This is a genomic window from Rhizobium sp. CIAT894, from assembly GCF_000172795.2.
Classification (GTDB): domain Bacteria; phylum Pseudomonadota; class Alphaproteobacteria; order Rhizobiales; family Rhizobiaceae; genus Rhizobium.
Genome location: NZ_CP020951.1, coordinates 473,690 through 488,475, shown reverse-complemented (window position 1 = coordinate 488,475; position 14,786 = coordinate 473,690). Strand labels below are relative to the sequence as shown.

Sequence of the window (14,786 nt, the reverse complement as noted above, 5' to 3'; positions counted from 1 at the left end):
GAACCAGCACGTTGCTCGTTCCAATGATATGTTCTGCTTCAGCTTTTCTTCCCCGGCGGCCAACGCTTGTTGAGCAACACCATTAAGACCCAAGAGTGCGCCCAAGGCCAGCCCTCCGTCAAGCAAACGGAACGGAGGGTTCCAATTGTCTTGGAGGCGTCTCATGATGAAACGCAGTTGACGGCTGAAATTCCAAACTAACCGCCTGAACCTGCTATAGTTTTGCCCTTTGGAACGCGTTCTTCGCCGGCATTGCGCGCTATCGTTCACTGCCCCATAATTGGTCAATTCTTTCAAGGCGATAGAATAGATGGAACAGAAGCACGAGATCCGCCGCCCGCGCGGGGACGCGACCATGGCGTTGCTTGACGATCTGGATTAAGCTTATCCGACAGATTGGGCTTGGCCCTTCAGTCGTTCCGGAGAGAAAACCATGGAAACGATGAGCAGCATTCTGATACTTGCACTGGTCCTCATTCCGCTGATGATGTTCTTTCCGACCGCGGTCCAGATGATGGCGACATTGTTCGGCATGAGCACGGTTCTGGTGGGGATGCCGCTCTGATGAAGGCCGTTTCCGACGACGCCGCCGAACAGGCGACCTTCCAGGTCCTGACTCGGGCGCTGGACAAGCTCCTGGGGCCGATCCGCTTCCTGCTCGAGGATCCGAGCGTTTCCGAAATCCTGATCAACGGGACATCCGATATCTTCGTCGAAAGGCGCGGCAAGCTCGAACGCGCCGATACGCGGTTTGCCAGCCGCGAGGACCTGGAATCGGCCGCGCGCAGCATCGCGCAATTCTCCGGCAAACGGCTGACGCCGGAGGAGCCGAGCGTCGAAGCCCGCCTGCCGGATGGCTCGCGCGTGCAGATGATCCAGCCGCCCGCCGCCCGCACCGGCCTCTGCATCTCCATCCGCCGCTTTTTGAAAGAGCACCGCAGCATCCGCGATCTCGTCACCCAGGGCAGCCTGACCGAGCAGTCGCTGACGCTGCTGCAGGCGGCCGTCGGGCTGCAGAAGAACGTCATCATTTCAGGCGGCACCGGCACCGGCAAGACGACGATGCTGAACGCCCTGTCGGAAGCCTTTGCCGACCACGAGCGCATCATCGTCATTGAGGACACCTCGGAACTGCAGATCCGCAAAGAGCATGTCGTCTATCTCGAAGTGACCAAGCCCGACCGTTTCGGCCGCGGCGGCGCCAGCATCCGCGACCTGTTCCGCTCGTCGCTGCGCATGCGGCCCGACCGCATCATCGTCGGCGAGTGCCGCGGCGGCGAGGCGCTCGACATGATCCAGGCGATGACCTCGGGCCATAGCGGCAGCCTGTCGACGGTGCATGCGAACACGCCCTACGACGCCCTGCACCGGCTGGAAACGCTGGCGCTGATGTCGGATATCGACATGCCGCTGCGGCCGCTACGCGCCCAGATCGCCTCGGCGGTCGACGTCGTCGTGCAGATCGCCCGCTTCAAACGCACCGGCAGGCGCCGGGTGATCGAGATTTCCGAGATCAAGGGTCTCAACGAGGACGGCCAATATATCGTCGAAAGCATCTATAAGCTCGAAGGCGACGGCCATTCCAACTCCGACGGCGCCCTGCTCTGGACAGGTGCCGTCCCGAGCTTCGCCCCCGATGCGGTGGAAGAGTTGCAAGGCGCAGAACGCTCCGAATGGATGAAGGCCGAAGCCACCACGCGGGAAACGGCTTGAAACCTCTCGGCGGACGCCACCTGGGGCTGTCTGCCCGACTCTTGAAGCTTGGTAAGAGCTGAAGCGTCTCGAAGACGACAACGCTCGCTGCACTCATAACGCTCCCCGCAAACGAACTGAGCATAACTGCGTAGAGGTTACGGGCTTTGCCAGAGGGACTGGCGACAAACAGTCTCTCTCCTTTTTATGATCGTCGCTGCCCGTTCGTGTGATGAAGCGACATGTCGAGGCCTCCGATTCTTCGCCACCAGGAGTGAAGTGCGCGAGGTGCAGCACGGGAAGAAGTCATGACCCGCTACCGGCACGCCGAACGCGTCCTTTTTCGACCCGGTGACGCTCCCAGAAGGTAACGATGACTCAGCGGCGGTGCAATTCCTCGCCTTGAAGGGAACCCAACCACCGACCCTCAGTAAGGGCTGGTGCATCTTTGATTTAGATGCGGTTGATACGTTGACATCCACGCTGTGAGCGATGAGCTAACGTCAACCTTTGAATCGAAGTGCCTCGACGAGCAGAGCAAACGCAGCCGTGTGCTGGCGTCTACTCGGATAATACAGGTGATAGCCTGAAAAAGGCTGGCACCAGTCATCAAGAACCCTGATAAGCCGGCCGTCCGCGACGTATGGAGCAACTTGGCTCTCGAACGTGTAGGCAAGCGCCAGCCCGTCCAACGCAGCTGATTCCAGCATGAGTCCATCGTTCATGATCAGCGGACCGTTCATTCGGACTTGCAGTTCCTCGCCGTCGCGCTCGAATTCCCAGGCATACAACCCGCCGCCTGTCGTCTGTCGGTAGCTGACGCCCAAATGCTCGCCGAGGTCCCGAGGTGTTTGCGGGATTTTCCTGTTCGCGAAATAGGAGGGTGAGCCCACAACTGCCATACGAAGGTCCGGCCCAATCCTGACCGCAATCATATCTTTTTGAACCTGTTCTCCAACGCGAATACCGGCATCGAAGCGGTCCGCGACGATATCCGTCAGTCCCTCGTCGAGAATTACCTCCATTTCGATGTCTGGATATTCCGCCAGGAATTTCGTCACAACGGGCCAGAGCACGCTGGTGGCGGCATACCGAAACGTCGTGATGCGGATCGTGCCAGAGGGTTTGTCGCGAAGTGCGGTAATTGCCGCGATCTCATTCTCGATGTTTTCGAACGAGGGCCGAAGATTTCGTAGCATCCGCTGACCGGCATCCGTCAGCGACAGGCTTCGAGTGGTGCGAGAGATCAGCCGCACTCCGAGTTTCTGTTCGAGCATCCTGACCGAATAACTGACAGCGGACTGAGACAGTCCGAGCTTGGCGGCGGCGCGCGTGAAAGTCCCGGCTTCGGCAACGGCGATAAAGGCTGCAAGTTCGCTAAAGTCGCCGTTTCTCATTCATAGATCCTGCTTCTAGCTTCAGGCTGATTATACTATATGGCCACTGGTTGTCCTCGTTGGATTCCCCATTCACAACAGATTGAATTGTCGTGAGCGACCGTCGTTGCTGAATGCGCTCGGCTCGTCCTAATCATGGACCGCCTTCGCCGGAGGCTGGAAACGCATGGGTGCATCAATTCTGGGCCGTGACGATCGAAAGCTTTGGCGACAAGAGAAAATACGACCTGACGATCTGAATCGGGCGACTTGATTCTGGTTTCTGCAGATCAGTGAAGTTGATGGACCGAATACGCCTGGGCGATATCTGCCACGACCGATAGTGCAAGAGCGTTGGCATCGCGCGTCGGCCCGAACATTCCGATCGGCGCCTTGATCCGGTCTGTCTGGGCAAGTGTAAAGCCCAATGCCCACAGCGCCGCGCAACGGCGCTCATGCGTTCGTTTGCTGCCGAGTGCTCCTATGTAGAAGGGCTTTGCGCGCAGCGCTGCCTTCAACCAGGCCAGTTCCTGGTCGAGATCATGATAGAGCAGCGCGACTGCTGTGTCCTGGTCTATGGCGCTGGTGTCGAAATCCCGGGATGTCTGATCGAAGGTCAGGACTTCGAATTCCGAGGCGAGAGCGACCCTGGATGTCGTCACGAGTTCGATCCCGCGCCCGCAGAGAATTAACCGGGGGTTTGGTTTATAGGAACGCAAGAACGATGGACCGCTCCAAACGCCCGCTACTTTCTCTTGTGACTTAACGGCACTTATCGTTTGAGTGCCAGGGTCGTAACGCAGCGCGATCCTCCTGCGTTTTTGGAGCGCCGACAGAATTTGACGGAGCGGCTTCACGTCCTTGACCACGTGAATCGCCAATGTGATGCCTCCGCCGCATGGGAGTATGATGTCGAAGAACTGCGAGCCTTCACCGAGACGGAGATATCTGTCCATACCCCTATTGAGTGCGGCTATCGCCTCTGCTGCCACCGCGGCTTCCGTACAGCCGCCGGAAACATAACCGCAATAACCGCCATCACCACGAACGGCCATTTGAGCGCCAAGTGCGCGTGCAGCACCGCCGCGGATCTCGACAAGCGTCACCAACGCGCTCCCATATTTCGTCTCGGCGCCATCGGCCGCATAGTTGACGATCGCCTCAGGGTCATCGGTCATGAAGGCGCAGAAGGGTAAGGGGGGCGAGTGGAGCACGGAAAACGAGGTCAGCATGAAGGGTCCCAACGAATGAGACCGCTACGGCAAGGCTTTGCCGTAGCGGTCGTCTTTTCAAGCCAGCTTTTCGAGGGTGATCGGCAGGCTGCGGATGCGCTTGCCCGTCGCGTGGTAGACGGCATTGCCGATGGCCGGTGCAACCCCGACAACACCGATCTCGCCAACGCCCTTGCCGCCAAGCGCCGTTGCCTGCATGTCGGGAATACCGACGGAGATCACCTGGATGTCAGGCACGTCGGCATTGACCGGGACGGCATAGTCCGCAAAGTTTGCATTGACTGTGCGGCCGTCCCGCTGGTCGATAAAACCTTCTTCCAACAGTGTCTGCCCGAGACCCATGACCATACCGCTGATCCACTGGCTTTCAGCCAGCTTCGGATTGAAAATTCGGCCGCAACAAAAGGCCGAAACCATGCGCTTGACGCGGATGGTGCCAAAATCCTCATCGACGCGAACCTCAACGAAGTGAGCACACCAGCTATGAGCTGAGACCCCTCCTTCCGCAGGACCTTTCAACTGGGCAAAACTACGGTCGGCGGCGTTTTTCATGTCCTCGGTGGCGCCGGGAGCAAAGGTGTTGCCCTCGATCTCCAGTGTGTCCTTACCCACGGCCTTCAGCAACTCCCCGATGCTGATGCCGCCCGCCAGCCGACGGGTCGGGCGTATTGCGCCGTTCTCAAAGGTCAGTTCCGCCAGCTTCAAGGATTGTAATGGCGACTTCGGATCGGATGCAGCAAGGTGCAGCAACGCATCGCGCGCGTTTCTGGCAGCCGTGTCCACGGCTCCCGAAAGGTTATTGGCTTGCTGGGAGCCGCCGGCGAGCGCCGATCTCGGGAGGTTGGTATCGCCCAACCGAACCACGACAGTCTCGACGGGAACGCCCAAGGCGTCTGCAGCGGTCTGGGCGAGGATCGTATAGGTTCCCGTTCCCATGTCGGTGGCTGCGCTCAGAACCTCGACTTGCCCGCTGGTATGGAAGACGAGCTTGGCTTCGCTGGCGGTGCGGATCATGGGATACGATCCGGCGGCCATGCCATAGCCTATCAACTCGCGACCTTCGCGCATCGAGCGCGGGACAGGGTTGCGCTCCCACCAGCCAATGCCTTCAGCACCGGCGGCGTAGGCTTCCCGCAACTGCCGCGTGGTCCACGGCATGCTGTTGCTGGGGTCGACTTCTGCCCAATTGGCGAGGCGCAGAGCGACCGGGTCCATGTTAAGAGCATAGGCCAGCTCATCAATCGCGCTTTCCAGTGCGTAGGCGCTCGGGTTTTCGCCCGGACCGCGCTTCCAGCCGGGCTGGACGGTATTGACGGGCACGACATTCAGACGCGTCGAGAAGTTCGGCGTCGCGTACATGATCTTCGTCACATTGTTGCAGGCCTCGACATGAACTTCGTCGATCGCCGTCTCGTTCCAGCTCTCATGGACGATCGACGTGATCTTTCCATCCTTGGCGGCGCCGATGGAAAGCGCCTGCCGGGTCGCCGGACGGCCGCCAAGCCCCGTAAACGTTTGAGGACGCGTGAGCGAAACTTTGACGGGCCGGCCAAGCTTGCGCGAGGCAGCGCAGGCCAGTCCCACATGGGGATGGGCGCCGATCTTGGACCCGAACCCGCCGCCGACATAAGGCGAGATCACCCGGACGTTTTCGATTTCGATGCCCAGGAATTCGGCCACGACGCTTCTGGCGCCACCAACCCACTGGCTGGGTTCCCAGACAGTGATCTTGCCGTTATCCCAGGAGGCGATGGTCGCATGTGGCTCCATCGGCACGTTGTATTCCCGCGCGGTCGTATAGGTGACATCGACCTTGACATCGGCGCTGGCCAACCCTGCCGCCGCATCGCCCCACGCCGCTCCCATCGGTTCGATGAGCTGCGCCTTTGCCTTGGGATCGTTGATGTCGAGAATGGCATCGCCGTCCTCGTACTCGACCTTGAGGAGGCCAGCCGCTTCCGTCGCCGCTTCGAAGGTTTCTGCAACCACGAGGGCGATATGCATACCGTTAAAGCGAACGACATCGTCCTGGATCGGCGTGAATTCCTCCGTGGCGCCGCCGCCCTTGCTATAGACGGTCGGCTTGTTGATCTTCAGGGTATTCTGATGAGTGTAGACGTCGATGACACCGGGGACAGCTTTGGCGGCCGAGGTGTCGATATTGACGATACGCCCTGCCGGACGGGTCGACTGGACGGTTACGCCATAGGCCATGTTCTCGAGCTTCTGCTCGAGGGCATACCGGGCCTGGCCGGAGACCTTCAAGGGACCTTCTGCGCGGGAAAGACGGTAACCAAGAGCTGGCGCCTTTGCAGTCGCCGGTTCGGCGGCAAAAGCGCCCGGCGCGAGATTAACGCCGGCGCCGGCGACAACAGCGACGCCCGCGCCGAGTTTCATGACGGTGCGGCGGTCGAGTGTGAAATCGTTCTTTTCTGTCATGCGATATCTCCTACCGTCATCAGGGCGCGTGCCACGACCTTCGGTGTCAGCTCGATCTTGAACGCATTGTGTCCGCTCGACTTTGCGCCATCGACGGCGGCTGCAGCAGCAGTCCGAAGCGTCGCCTCGTCGAGAGGTTTGCCCTTCAGCGAATCTTCTACAGTGCGCAGACGCCAAGGTTTGGTTGCCACGCCACCGACGGCAATGCGCACATCGCGGATCGTCTTGCCGTTGTCTTCAAGTTCGATACCGACCGCGGCGCTGGCGGCGGCGAACTCATAGGATGCGCGATCCCGGACCTTGAGATAATGCGACCGCTTCAACGCGGCGACCCGGGGGATCTCGATGCCGACGATGATCTCGCCGGGTGCAAGCGCGTGCTCGATATGTGGTGTCTGGCCCGGTAGCAGATAAAAGTCGTCGACGGGAATGCGGCGTTCGACCGATCCTTGAACGAGAACGGTGGCGTCGAAAGCCACAAGCGAGACAGCGAAATCGCCGGGATAGATGGCGATGCAGGCGTCGCTGGTGCCGAGCACAGCGTGGTTGCGGTTGACACCCTCAAGCGCTGCGCAGCCCGAGCCTGGATTACGCTTATTACAGTTCGGGTAGGCGCCGGGATCGCGAAAATAGGTGCAGCGTGTTCGCTGCATAAGGTTGCCGCCGATGGACGCCATGTTGCGCAGCTGCGCCGATGCGGCTCGCCAAAGACTTTCGGACAGCGCTGGTGCGGCATCCTTGATGTCGGCGTGATCTGCAACCTTGCTCATCTTTGCCAGCGCACCGATCCGAATGACATCTGCCGAGACCCCGATCACGTCGAGACCGGACAGGCGGGTGATATCGACCAGGTGCGCTGGCCGCTCGACATTCAGTTTCATCAGATCGAGCAGCGTGGTGCCGCCCGCAAGGAACCTCGTCTCGGGCTTGGCGGCCTCGACAATGGCGGTTGCGGTGTCTTCAGCGCGCAAATAATCAAAGGTTCTCATTGTGCTGCCTCCTTCTTGAGGCGGCTTGCGGCATCGCGCACCGCGGCCACGATATGCGGGTAGGCGCCGCACCGACAGATATTGCCGCTCATGTATTCGCGGATGTCCTCGTCCGTGCCGGCATGGCCTTCGCGAATACAGGCGACGGCCGACATGATCTGGCCAGGCGTGCAATATCCACACTGGAAGGCATCATGCTCGATAAAGGCGGTTTGAACCGCATGCATAACACCGTCGGCGGACTGCAGACCTTCGATCGTCGTAACCGGATGGCCTTCGACCTGGGCCGCCAGGGTGAGGCAGCTCAGGACACGCTGGCCATCGACGTGAACGGTACAGGCGCCGCATTGTCCGTGATCGCAGCCCTTCTTCGTTCCAGGCAGGTCGGCGTGCTCGCGAAGCGCGTCAAGCAACGTCGTTCGTATGTCGAGTTGGAGGTCATGGCTTTTGCCATTTACCTCCAGCGATAATTGTCGGGCGGTTGACATCTCGTCTCCTCTCGAACCCAGGTATCGATGATCGAACCTAGCTCCATTGCTGACGAGCAATTAGTGGTCCAAAACTGCATGGGGTTAGAAAGGGGATTGCTAAATCGCGCGCGATGTTAGCGGGGTCATCCCTGATGATTCACTCCGTGATCCCGGGAGCGCGCCGATATCGCCTGTAAAAGCTGAGCAACCTGAGGCTGTAGTGCACGATCATGACGCACAGTGCGATAATCGCCGCATGCCGCAGGATAAATTCGACTGCCGCCGCCTCGAAGTCCCAGAAACTGAAGGTCGTCTCCAACCGAAGCTTGGGTCCGATATCGATAACGAACAGGCTTTGAAAGCCGTAGAGGGCGATCAGAAACGCCAGGCCGCGCAAAGTCGCGGTCGGAATTCGGGTATTCGTCTCGACTTGCAGGGCCTGCCCTATAACCCGCATGATCATCGACCATTGCAGCCCGAGATGAAGGGCCGCAATCAGGAGTACGAGATAGGCGATGAGCGCGTGGATCTGTCGTGCCGTGAAGCTGCTCCGAAGTGCCAGGAAGTCGAAGACGGTCTGCGAGATGATGACGCTGGTGGCGAGCAGGCCCACCATCATGACCAGAAGACAGAGCGTGATGGTCTTGCTGAAAACGCTGCGCGGTTCCTGCCAGCCGTTTGCGACCACGCCATACCAGCGCCGATTGAAGATGTTGTGGCTGATCAACAGTACGAACATCAAGGTGCCGATAATCTCGTGGGCTGCGTTGCCGAACCAATCGTAGGCGAATGCGGCCAGCAACAGGCTGACCGTGAGCAGATCCAGGATCAGACGAAAGAGAAACAGCGGCTTCAAGGAAGGTATGCCCGCATTCTGTCGGTTGTGAACATGAAATCATTATCGGCCTGTCCGCCATGGCACGACTGACAGCGATCGGCGATTGCTTCCCGTTTGATCTGTCCATTGGTATCGAACTGCTGGAAATGCCAGTCGCCGGTCCGCTCATCTTCGGAGGACGCGAGGCCCCAATCGACGCCTTTTTCCATCACGAAGTAGCTCACAAGCTTGTAATCCGTCCAGATTCCAAGCACCAGCTGGGTGCCGGGCGGCAGCGGCTTGCCGGACTTTGCAATCGCTATGGTCTCGGCAGTGGCAAAAGCCTCTTCTTTTGAAGAACCACGGTCGTAGGTGCCGTAAAGCACGTAGTCTTTGAAGTTCTTCGGGAAGGTCGCACGATTGCCGGTTGCCTGCGCTACCGCTTGGCCGCCCATCATGCCTGTACCGGCGATTGCGGCAAATAAGCAGATAATGCCGGCGATGCTTGCGCGGACCGACCGTTGTCTCGATGAAGGCATTGAGGGTCCTCACGTTGAGTATCGGGAGTGAATGGGATTCAAGCGTAGGAGTACCCTGCTACCGCCCATCGCATTAGACGCCTGCGTTTGCATGAGGTTAGAAAGCAGCCTTCTAAATCGGCTGTTCGGCGACTGGCTTGTCCCTTTCTGCTCAAAACGAAATTGGACGGGGGCCGCTAGTTGAACGGACCCATCCGGTGATAGAACCGATGGGAGTAGGTGGAGGAAGCATGGAACAACGCAAAGACGTTTCAGTAGCTGCCATCTTGCTGGCGGCCGGACAGGCAAAGCGCATGGGAGCAAACGGCCAGCATAAGCTGCTGGCCGAGTTTGATGGCGTGCCGCTGGTGCGGCGTTCCGCAATTGTATTGCTGGCCTCAAATGCTACGCCGGTCGTTGCCGTGACGGGCCATCGGCAAGGAGATATCGAAGCGGCCTTGACGGGCCTCGACATCGCCACCTCGTTCAATCCGTCTTACCTGACCGGCATGGCGAGCTCGGTGGCTTGCGGCGTCTCGCATCCTCAAATTGCCGAGTGCGATGGGGTGATTGTCATGTTGGCAGATATGCCCGGCATCGTCACCGAGCATATCGATAGTGTGGTACAGGCCTTCCGGCAATCCGGTGGGGAAGCGATTGTGCGGGCGAGCTTTGGTAACAAGCCTGGACATCCCGTCGTGTTCCCCAAAGTCCTTTACGACCGCTTGATCAGACTGTCAGGCGATGTCGGGGCAAGAGAGCTGATTGCCGATAGCAAACTCCCGGTCGTGATGATCGATATCGGTCCGGCCGCTTTGCTTGACGTCGATACGCCGACGGCCGTTATTGAAAACGGAGGCGTGTTGCTTGACTGAGCCGCGGCAACGGACCGTTTGGCAGGTTCCACCTAGTCCGCCGTCGGTTAGTTTCGCCGCGGCCCGCACGGATGCCATCCCCGCCTAAAATGGAGAGATGTTTGCATCGAGTTTCTCGTGGCATTTAACGGCCGCAGCGCAGCGACTATACCGGTGCGTACTTCACGTGGCGCGACACGCCGTGCCGCGTCGCCGCTCATTCATAAGCCTGGTTTCTAAACTCATGCGGAATTGCGTGGGTTATCAACCATCCGGATTTTGCCGATAACGCTCGTATGAATTGATCCAAAGCTGTCCTCAAGGACGCAATCAGGAACTTATAAAGATGTCATACGATCCGAAAAACTATCATGTCAATGCGCGCAGCCTGGGCTCCGGCGTGCTGCTCGTTGCTGTCGTTCTTAGCGGCATGACACTCGCAAGCCTGGATCTGCATGGGACTGTGCAGGCAGGCTGGTCTGCGATGGCCGGTGAAATGGGTTCAGCGAAAGTCACCCAGTGCAGCTAAGCAACACAAATGCGAAGAACCGGCAGGTGGACGGGTTGTCGAGCAGGCTCGCGGTGTTGTTCGCGATCGCAGGCGGGATTGCCGTTGGGAACCTTTACTGGGCACAGCCGCTCCTCACTGAAATCGCCTCAGCACTTCAGGTATCCACCGGAAGGGTCGGCCTGCTGGTGACCATGACCCAGATCGGTTACGCGGTCGGTGTCCTCCTGATCGTCCCTCTTGGTGACGTGCTCGCGCGGCGAAGTCTCATACCAGGCGTCATGGCCTGCTCGGCTCTGGCACTTCTCGGCGGCGCGTTGTCGCCGAATTTTATGGTCCTGGCAGTTGCCCTTGCTGCCGTCGGCATGACCACCGTCGCCGGCCAGCTCCTGACACCCCTTGCCGGAGATCTGGCATCACCTGAAGAACGCGGTAAGGTCGTCGGCACCATCGTCTCGGGCCTGTTGGCGGGGATCCTTTTGTCCAGGACGGTCAGCGGCGTTCTTTCCGACGCCTTTGGCTGGCGCGTCCTCTACGGTGTCGCCGCACTATGTACGCTCCTTATGGCAGCTGTGCTTTGGTTCGTAATCCCCGCCGAACAGCCACGGCCTCGCGTTGCCTACCGCAAGCTCATTCTGTCTGTCTTCCAAATCGTGGGGAGATACCGCACCGTTCAAGTCACCCTGTTGATCGGCGCTCTTGCGTTCTCCGTCTTCACCCTCTTCTGGACCGGACTGACATTTTTACTGAGCGCTCCTCCCCATTCCTATTCGGTCGCCCAAATCGGCCTCGTCGGTCTTGTCGGCCTTGCCGGGGCGCTTGCTGCGCGGCGCGTCGGCAGGTTCCACGATCGTGGCTGGTCGGTCACCGTTACAGGCTTGGCTATCTGTCTTGCAACGGCATCTCTCCTGGTAGCCACGGTGGGTGCTGGCTGTATTCTTATGGTGCTTCTGGCTGTCCTCCTGCTGGATGTGGCGATCCAGGCAGTGAACGTGCTCAATCAGTCGCGTATTCTGTCGGTTGATCCAGCCTCCCGAAGCAGACTTAACACAGCCTTCGTGGCTTGCAATTTTGTCGGCGGGGCCGTGGGATCGGCTTTGTCAGGACCGCTGTGGTCCTGGGGAGGATGGACGGCGCTAATGCTGTGTGGCGTGTCGTTAGCGGTGCTTGCACTGGCCATCTGGTTCGGCGGGAGGAAGACACTCGGCACCACGAGTGTCGACCGCGACGTCGCGTGAACGCCCCTGAAGGCATACATAGCTGTCGGCCCACCATCGAAGCATCCGTGAGCTGAGAACATCCCGATCAGGATGCCAGACGGCGAAGCACAAGTCTGCGTACTCCGGCCGGAGGAAGACGCCAGCGTACCATCGGGGTCATCGGGCGTTCTTCTCCATATGGGCGGGAGGCCCCCGAGAATCCCTTTTCGGCATGACACAGCGCCTGGCCGACGCCGGGTGCGTCGTATTATTGGCTGACCTGTTTTATCGCTTTGGCCATCATGGTCCGTTCACGCATGGCTTTCTTTGGCTGATGAGACCGACGCAATCAGATCGTGGGGATGGTTGTCGATCTTGGTGACGGAAGAATACAGAAGATTGAGCGGGTGGCTTACAGCCACCCGCTGATAGCGCTTTCAGGCCTGTGTGTCGAAGGCAAGAGAGCTGGACAGTTCCTTGTGGGCGTCGATCTGCTGCTGCACCAAGGCAAGCTTCTGTTCGACCATGCCGACCGCGTCGGCGCCGGCGATGAAGCGGCGGGGCAACTCGGGCAGGTTGACCAACGTGATCAGCGCATGGGCGAGCTTGGCCGGGTCACCCGGCTGCTGACCGTTGGCGGACTTCCAGCCAGCAATGTTCTGGGCTCGCCGTTCGGCGTAGTCGCTGACGGCTGACGCAGCGTACTGGGTGGAATCGTCGCTCAGAAGCTCTGTGCGGAAGAAGCCCGGATTGACGATCATGGTCTCGATACCAAACGGGGCCACTTCAGGCTGCAGCGACTCGATCCAGCCATCCAACGCGAACTTTGCTGCAGCGTAGGCGCTGCAGAATTCAAACCCCACCAGGCTTGCCGTCGACGAGATCGATACGATCTTGCCGGCCCCCTGGCGCCGCATCACCGGCAGCACGGCGCGCGTGACATTCATGGGGCCGATGAGACCGCTCGCCAGCTGCAGATCCATCTGCTCCCGTGTCAGATCCTCGAAATACCCGGCGTAGAAGCTTGCAGCATTGTTGACCAGCACGTCGATGCGTCCGAAACGGTCGATCGCTGCATCGACGGCGGAGACTGCGTCGGCCGGCTTTGTCACATCCAGCGTGGTTACCAGCAGAGTCTCCGATGGTCCGATTGCCTTGGCAACCCGCTCGGGGTTGCGACCGGTGGCAATCAGCTTGTCGCCGGCGGCCAGAACCGCCTTGGCGAAATCCAGGCCCATGCCGCGGCCGGCGCCGGTGATCATCCAAACTTTACTCATAGATATTTCCTTGGTGTTGAATCCCGCTTGGGCTGACTGAATCGCCAGCACCGCCGGGGTTTAGAGAGGAGGTGTTAGGCCCTTGCTTTTTGGATTTCTTCCGGGCGGTCGTCTTTGACCTTGAACCAGCCGGTGGCAGCCTGGATAACGCCCCACAGTTTGCCGGGGATCTCGATCTCAGGAACCTTCGAGGTTCTGACCTCAACCTCGATCTGATTTTCGCTGCCATTCTTCGACAACTCGACCCAATTGGGATTGATGACCAGCCCCTGGCCGACCGCCACGAGCGACAGGCCGAGGTCGAGCGCGCTCCTTGCCTGGTCAGGTGTCCTGATCTGGCCGGCCGCGATAACCGGGACGCGTCCTGCCACGCGGGTGGCGATCAGCTCCGCGATCGTGCGATCGTCGCTGCCGTCAATGGGCTTTGCTTCAAGCACGTTGCTCAGCGACGCGTGGACGTAATCCACGCCAGCTTCGATAAGGCGGTCGATCAAGCCGTAGGCGTCATCGATACGAAGACCACCCTCTTCGGGTTCCTCGGGCGAAATGCGATATCCCAAAAGGAAGGGCCGCTTCGCAAATTCGTCGATGACCCGCTTGACCTCGATGACGACGGCGATCGGAAAACGCATCCGGTTTTCGGGCGACCCACCCCACTCGTCGTCGCGCTGATTGTAGAGCGGCGAGAAGAAGTTCTGCAGCAGGAAGCCGTGTGCGCCGTGGAGTTCGATCCCGTCAAAGCCGGCTTCAATGGCGCGGCGCGTGGCTGCGCCGAAGGCAGAAATCACGTCCAGGATTTCGTCATGGCTCAAGGGGCGTGGCGTCACTCCACCAGCGTTGAAAGGTCCCGCAGCCACCGGGACCGAGCTGGCGCTTACGACATCATCGGCAGGTACCAGACTTGCCTCTGCCTTGTTGCCGGCATGGAAAATCTGAAGCACCGCCGGCGCTCCACCGCTTTTGGCGGCTTCTGCCAGCCGGCGCAGACTTGGTGTGAACTTGTCGTGGTAGGACGCGAATTCGCCGGTGAAGCCGATCCCGTTTGCCGTAACGTGCGTGCAGCCTGTCAGCACCAGGCCAACACCCTGTGCCCTGCGCCGGTAGTAGCTGACTTCCTCGCCGGAGACCGTTTGGTCGTCGCTGGCAGACCATGTGGTCATCGGCGCCATGACGACATGGTTCCGGAGGGTCAATCCGTTCGGAAAGGTGAACGGTTCGAAGAGTGGAGTGTTCATGATAAGCGGTCTTTCTTGCAGTGTGGCTGTTTCTCAACAGACATCTAACAACGAAGACGCGTGTTGATTATTCTGCCTAATCTGCATGCGGTTAGAAACGGCATTTCTGAATACGGCCGCAGCAAAGCAAAATCCTGCCGCAGGATCATCTGCGGCCGGATTTCCACATGGATGGGATTT

The 14,786-nt window shown here is 59.5% G+C and carries 12 protein-coding genes and 1 pseudogene; 4 read left to right on the top strand and 9 right to left on the bottom strand.

The features are described from left to right. Positions 1-306: 306 nt before the first annotated feature. Positions 307-1,713 (top strand): annotated as a pseudogene (locus RHEC894_RS28610) (ATPase, T2SS/T4P/T4SS family). A gap of 482 nt (positions 1,714-2,195) precedes the next feature. Here the strand turns inward: RHEC894_RS28610 and RHEC894_RS28605 are convergent. From RHEC894_RS28605 to RHEC894_RS28575, 7 genes are all read right to left on the bottom strand, one after another. Beyond that, a complete protein-coding gene (locus RHEC894_RS28605; RefSeq protein ID WP_085740061.1) occupies positions 2,196-3,089 on the bottom strand; it encodes a LysR family transcriptional regulator in 894 nt (297 codons plus the stop codon). Positions 3,090-3,358: 269 nt separating this feature from the next. Next, on the bottom strand, positions 3,359-4,300 hold the full coding sequence (locus RHEC894_RS28600) for an XdhC family protein (protein ID WP_085740150.1): 942 nt from the start codon (positions 4,298-4,300) through the stop codon (positions 3,359-3,361). 57 nt (positions 4,301-4,357) lie between these two features. Next, complete coding sequence (locus tag RHEC894_RS28595; protein WP_085740060.1) at positions 4,358-6,739, bottom strand: xanthine dehydrogenase family protein molybdopterin-binding subunit; 2,382 nt, start codon at positions 6,737-6,739, stop codon at positions 4,358-4,360. After that, complete coding sequence (locus RHEC894_RS28590) at positions 6,736-7,728, bottom strand: xanthine dehydrogenase family protein subunit M (RefSeq protein ID WP_085740059.1); 993 nt, start codon at positions 7,726-7,728, stop codon at positions 6,736-6,738. The genes RHEC894_RS28595 and RHEC894_RS28590 overlap by 4 nt, the downstream gene beginning before the upstream one ends. Next, positions 7,725-8,216: a (2Fe-2S)-binding protein gene (locus RHEC894_RS28585; RefSeq protein WP_085740058.1), complete on the bottom strand. Its 492-nt coding sequence runs from the start codon at positions 8,214-8,216 to the stop codon at positions 7,725-7,727. Before RHEC894_RS28585 ends, RHEC894_RS28590 begins: the two co-directional genes overlap by 4 nt. Positions 8,217-8,355: 139 nt before the next feature. Next, positions 8,356-9,054, bottom strand: a complete 699-nt coding sequence (locus RHEC894_RS28580) for a DUF4405 domain-containing protein (RefSeq protein ID WP_085740057.1) — start codon at positions 9,052-9,054, stop codon at positions 8,356-8,358. Continuing rightward, positions 9,051-9,554, bottom strand: coding sequence for a cytochrome P460 family protein (locus RHEC894_RS28575; RefSeq protein ID WP_010065698.1), 504 nt, complete (start codon positions 9,552-9,554; stop codon positions 9,051-9,053). Before RHEC894_RS28575 ends, RHEC894_RS28580 begins: the two co-directional genes overlap by 4 nt. A 230-nt stretch (positions 9,555-9,784) precedes the next feature. Between RHEC894_RS28575 and RHEC894_RS28570 the strand changes: the two genes are divergently transcribed. From RHEC894_RS28570 to RHEC894_RS28560, 3 genes are all read left to right on the top strand, one after another. Then, the gene (locus RHEC894_RS28570) at positions 9,785-10,408 is read left to right on the top strand and encodes a nucleotidyltransferase family protein (protein WP_085740056.1); all 624 of its coding nucleotides are present in this window, start codon (positions 9,785-9,787) and stop codon (positions 10,406-10,408) included. A 325-nt stretch (positions 10,409-10,733) separates the two neighbouring features. Continuing rightward, the gene (locus tag RHEC894_RS28565; RefSeq protein ID WP_010066628.1) at positions 10,734-10,916 is read left to right on the top strand and encodes a hypothetical protein; all 183 of its coding nucleotides are present in this window, start codon (positions 10,734-10,736) and stop codon (positions 10,914-10,916) included. A 26-nt stretch (positions 10,917-10,942) separates the two neighbouring features. After that, positions 10,943-12,133: an MFS transporter gene (locus RHEC894_RS28560; protein ID WP_348630168.1), complete on the top strand. Its 1,191-nt coding sequence runs from the start codon at positions 10,943-10,945 to the stop codon at positions 12,131-12,133. A gap of 398 nt (positions 12,134-12,531) precedes the next feature. On the opposite strand, the gene RHEC894_RS28555 is transcribed toward RHEC894_RS28560, so the two are convergent. Both RHEC894_RS28555 and RHEC894_RS28550 read right to left on the bottom strand, forming a co-directional pair. Beyond that, entirely contained in the window at positions 12,532-13,371 is an 840-nt protein-coding gene (locus RHEC894_RS28555; protein ID WP_164517728.1) for an SDR family oxidoreductase, read from the bottom strand. 74 nt (positions 13,372-13,445) lie between these two features. Next, positions 13,446-14,606 carry an NADH-dependent flavin oxidoreductase gene (locus tag RHEC894_RS28550; RefSeq protein ID WP_085740054.1) on the bottom strand — a complete coding sequence of 387 codons (1,161 nt, stop codon included), beginning with the start codon at positions 14,604-14,606 and terminating at the stop codon, positions 13,446-13,448. Positions 14,607-14,786: the final 180 nt, after the last annotated feature.

Bases quoted from the DNA above. Each gene is read 5' to 3' on its own strand.
- RHEC894_RS28605 (WP_085740061.1), bottom strand. From the start codon at position 3,089: ATGAGAAACGGCGACTTTAGCGAACTTGCAGCCTTTATCGCCGTTGCC.
- RHEC894_RS28600 (WP_085740150.1), bottom strand. From the start codon at position 4,300: ATGCTGACCTCGTTTTCCGTGCTCCACTCGCCCCCCTTACCCTTCTGC.
- RHEC894_RS28595 (WP_085740060.1), bottom strand. From the start codon at position 6,739: ATGACAGAAAAGAACGATTTCACACTCGACCGCCGCACCGTCATGAAA.
- RHEC894_RS28590 (WP_085740059.1), bottom strand. From the start codon at position 7,728: ATGAGAACCTTTGATTATTTGCGCGCTGAAGACACCGCAACCGCCATT.
- RHEC894_RS28585 (WP_085740058.1), bottom strand. From the start codon at position 8,216: ATGTCAACCGCCCGACAATTATCGCTGGAGGTAAATGGCAAAAGCCAT.
- RHEC894_RS28575 (WP_010065698.1), bottom strand. From the start codon at position 9,554: ATGCCTTCATCGAGACAACGGTCGGTCCGCGCAAGCATCGCCGGCATT.
- RHEC894_RS28570 (WP_085740056.1), top strand. From the start codon at position 9,785: ATGGAACAACGCAAAGACGTTTCAGTAGCTGCCATCTTGCTGGCGGCC.
- RHEC894_RS28565 (WP_010066628.1), top strand. From the start codon at position 10,734: ATGTCATACGATCCGAAAAACTATCATGTCAATGCGCGCAGCCTGGGC.
- RHEC894_RS28555 (WP_164517728.1), bottom strand. From the start codon at position 13,371: ATGAGTAAAGTTTGGATGATCACCGGCGCCGGCCGCGGCATGGGCCTG.
- RHEC894_RS28550 (WP_085740054.1), bottom strand. From the start codon at position 14,606: ATGAACACTCCACTCTTCGAACCGTTCACCTTTCCGAACGGATTGACC.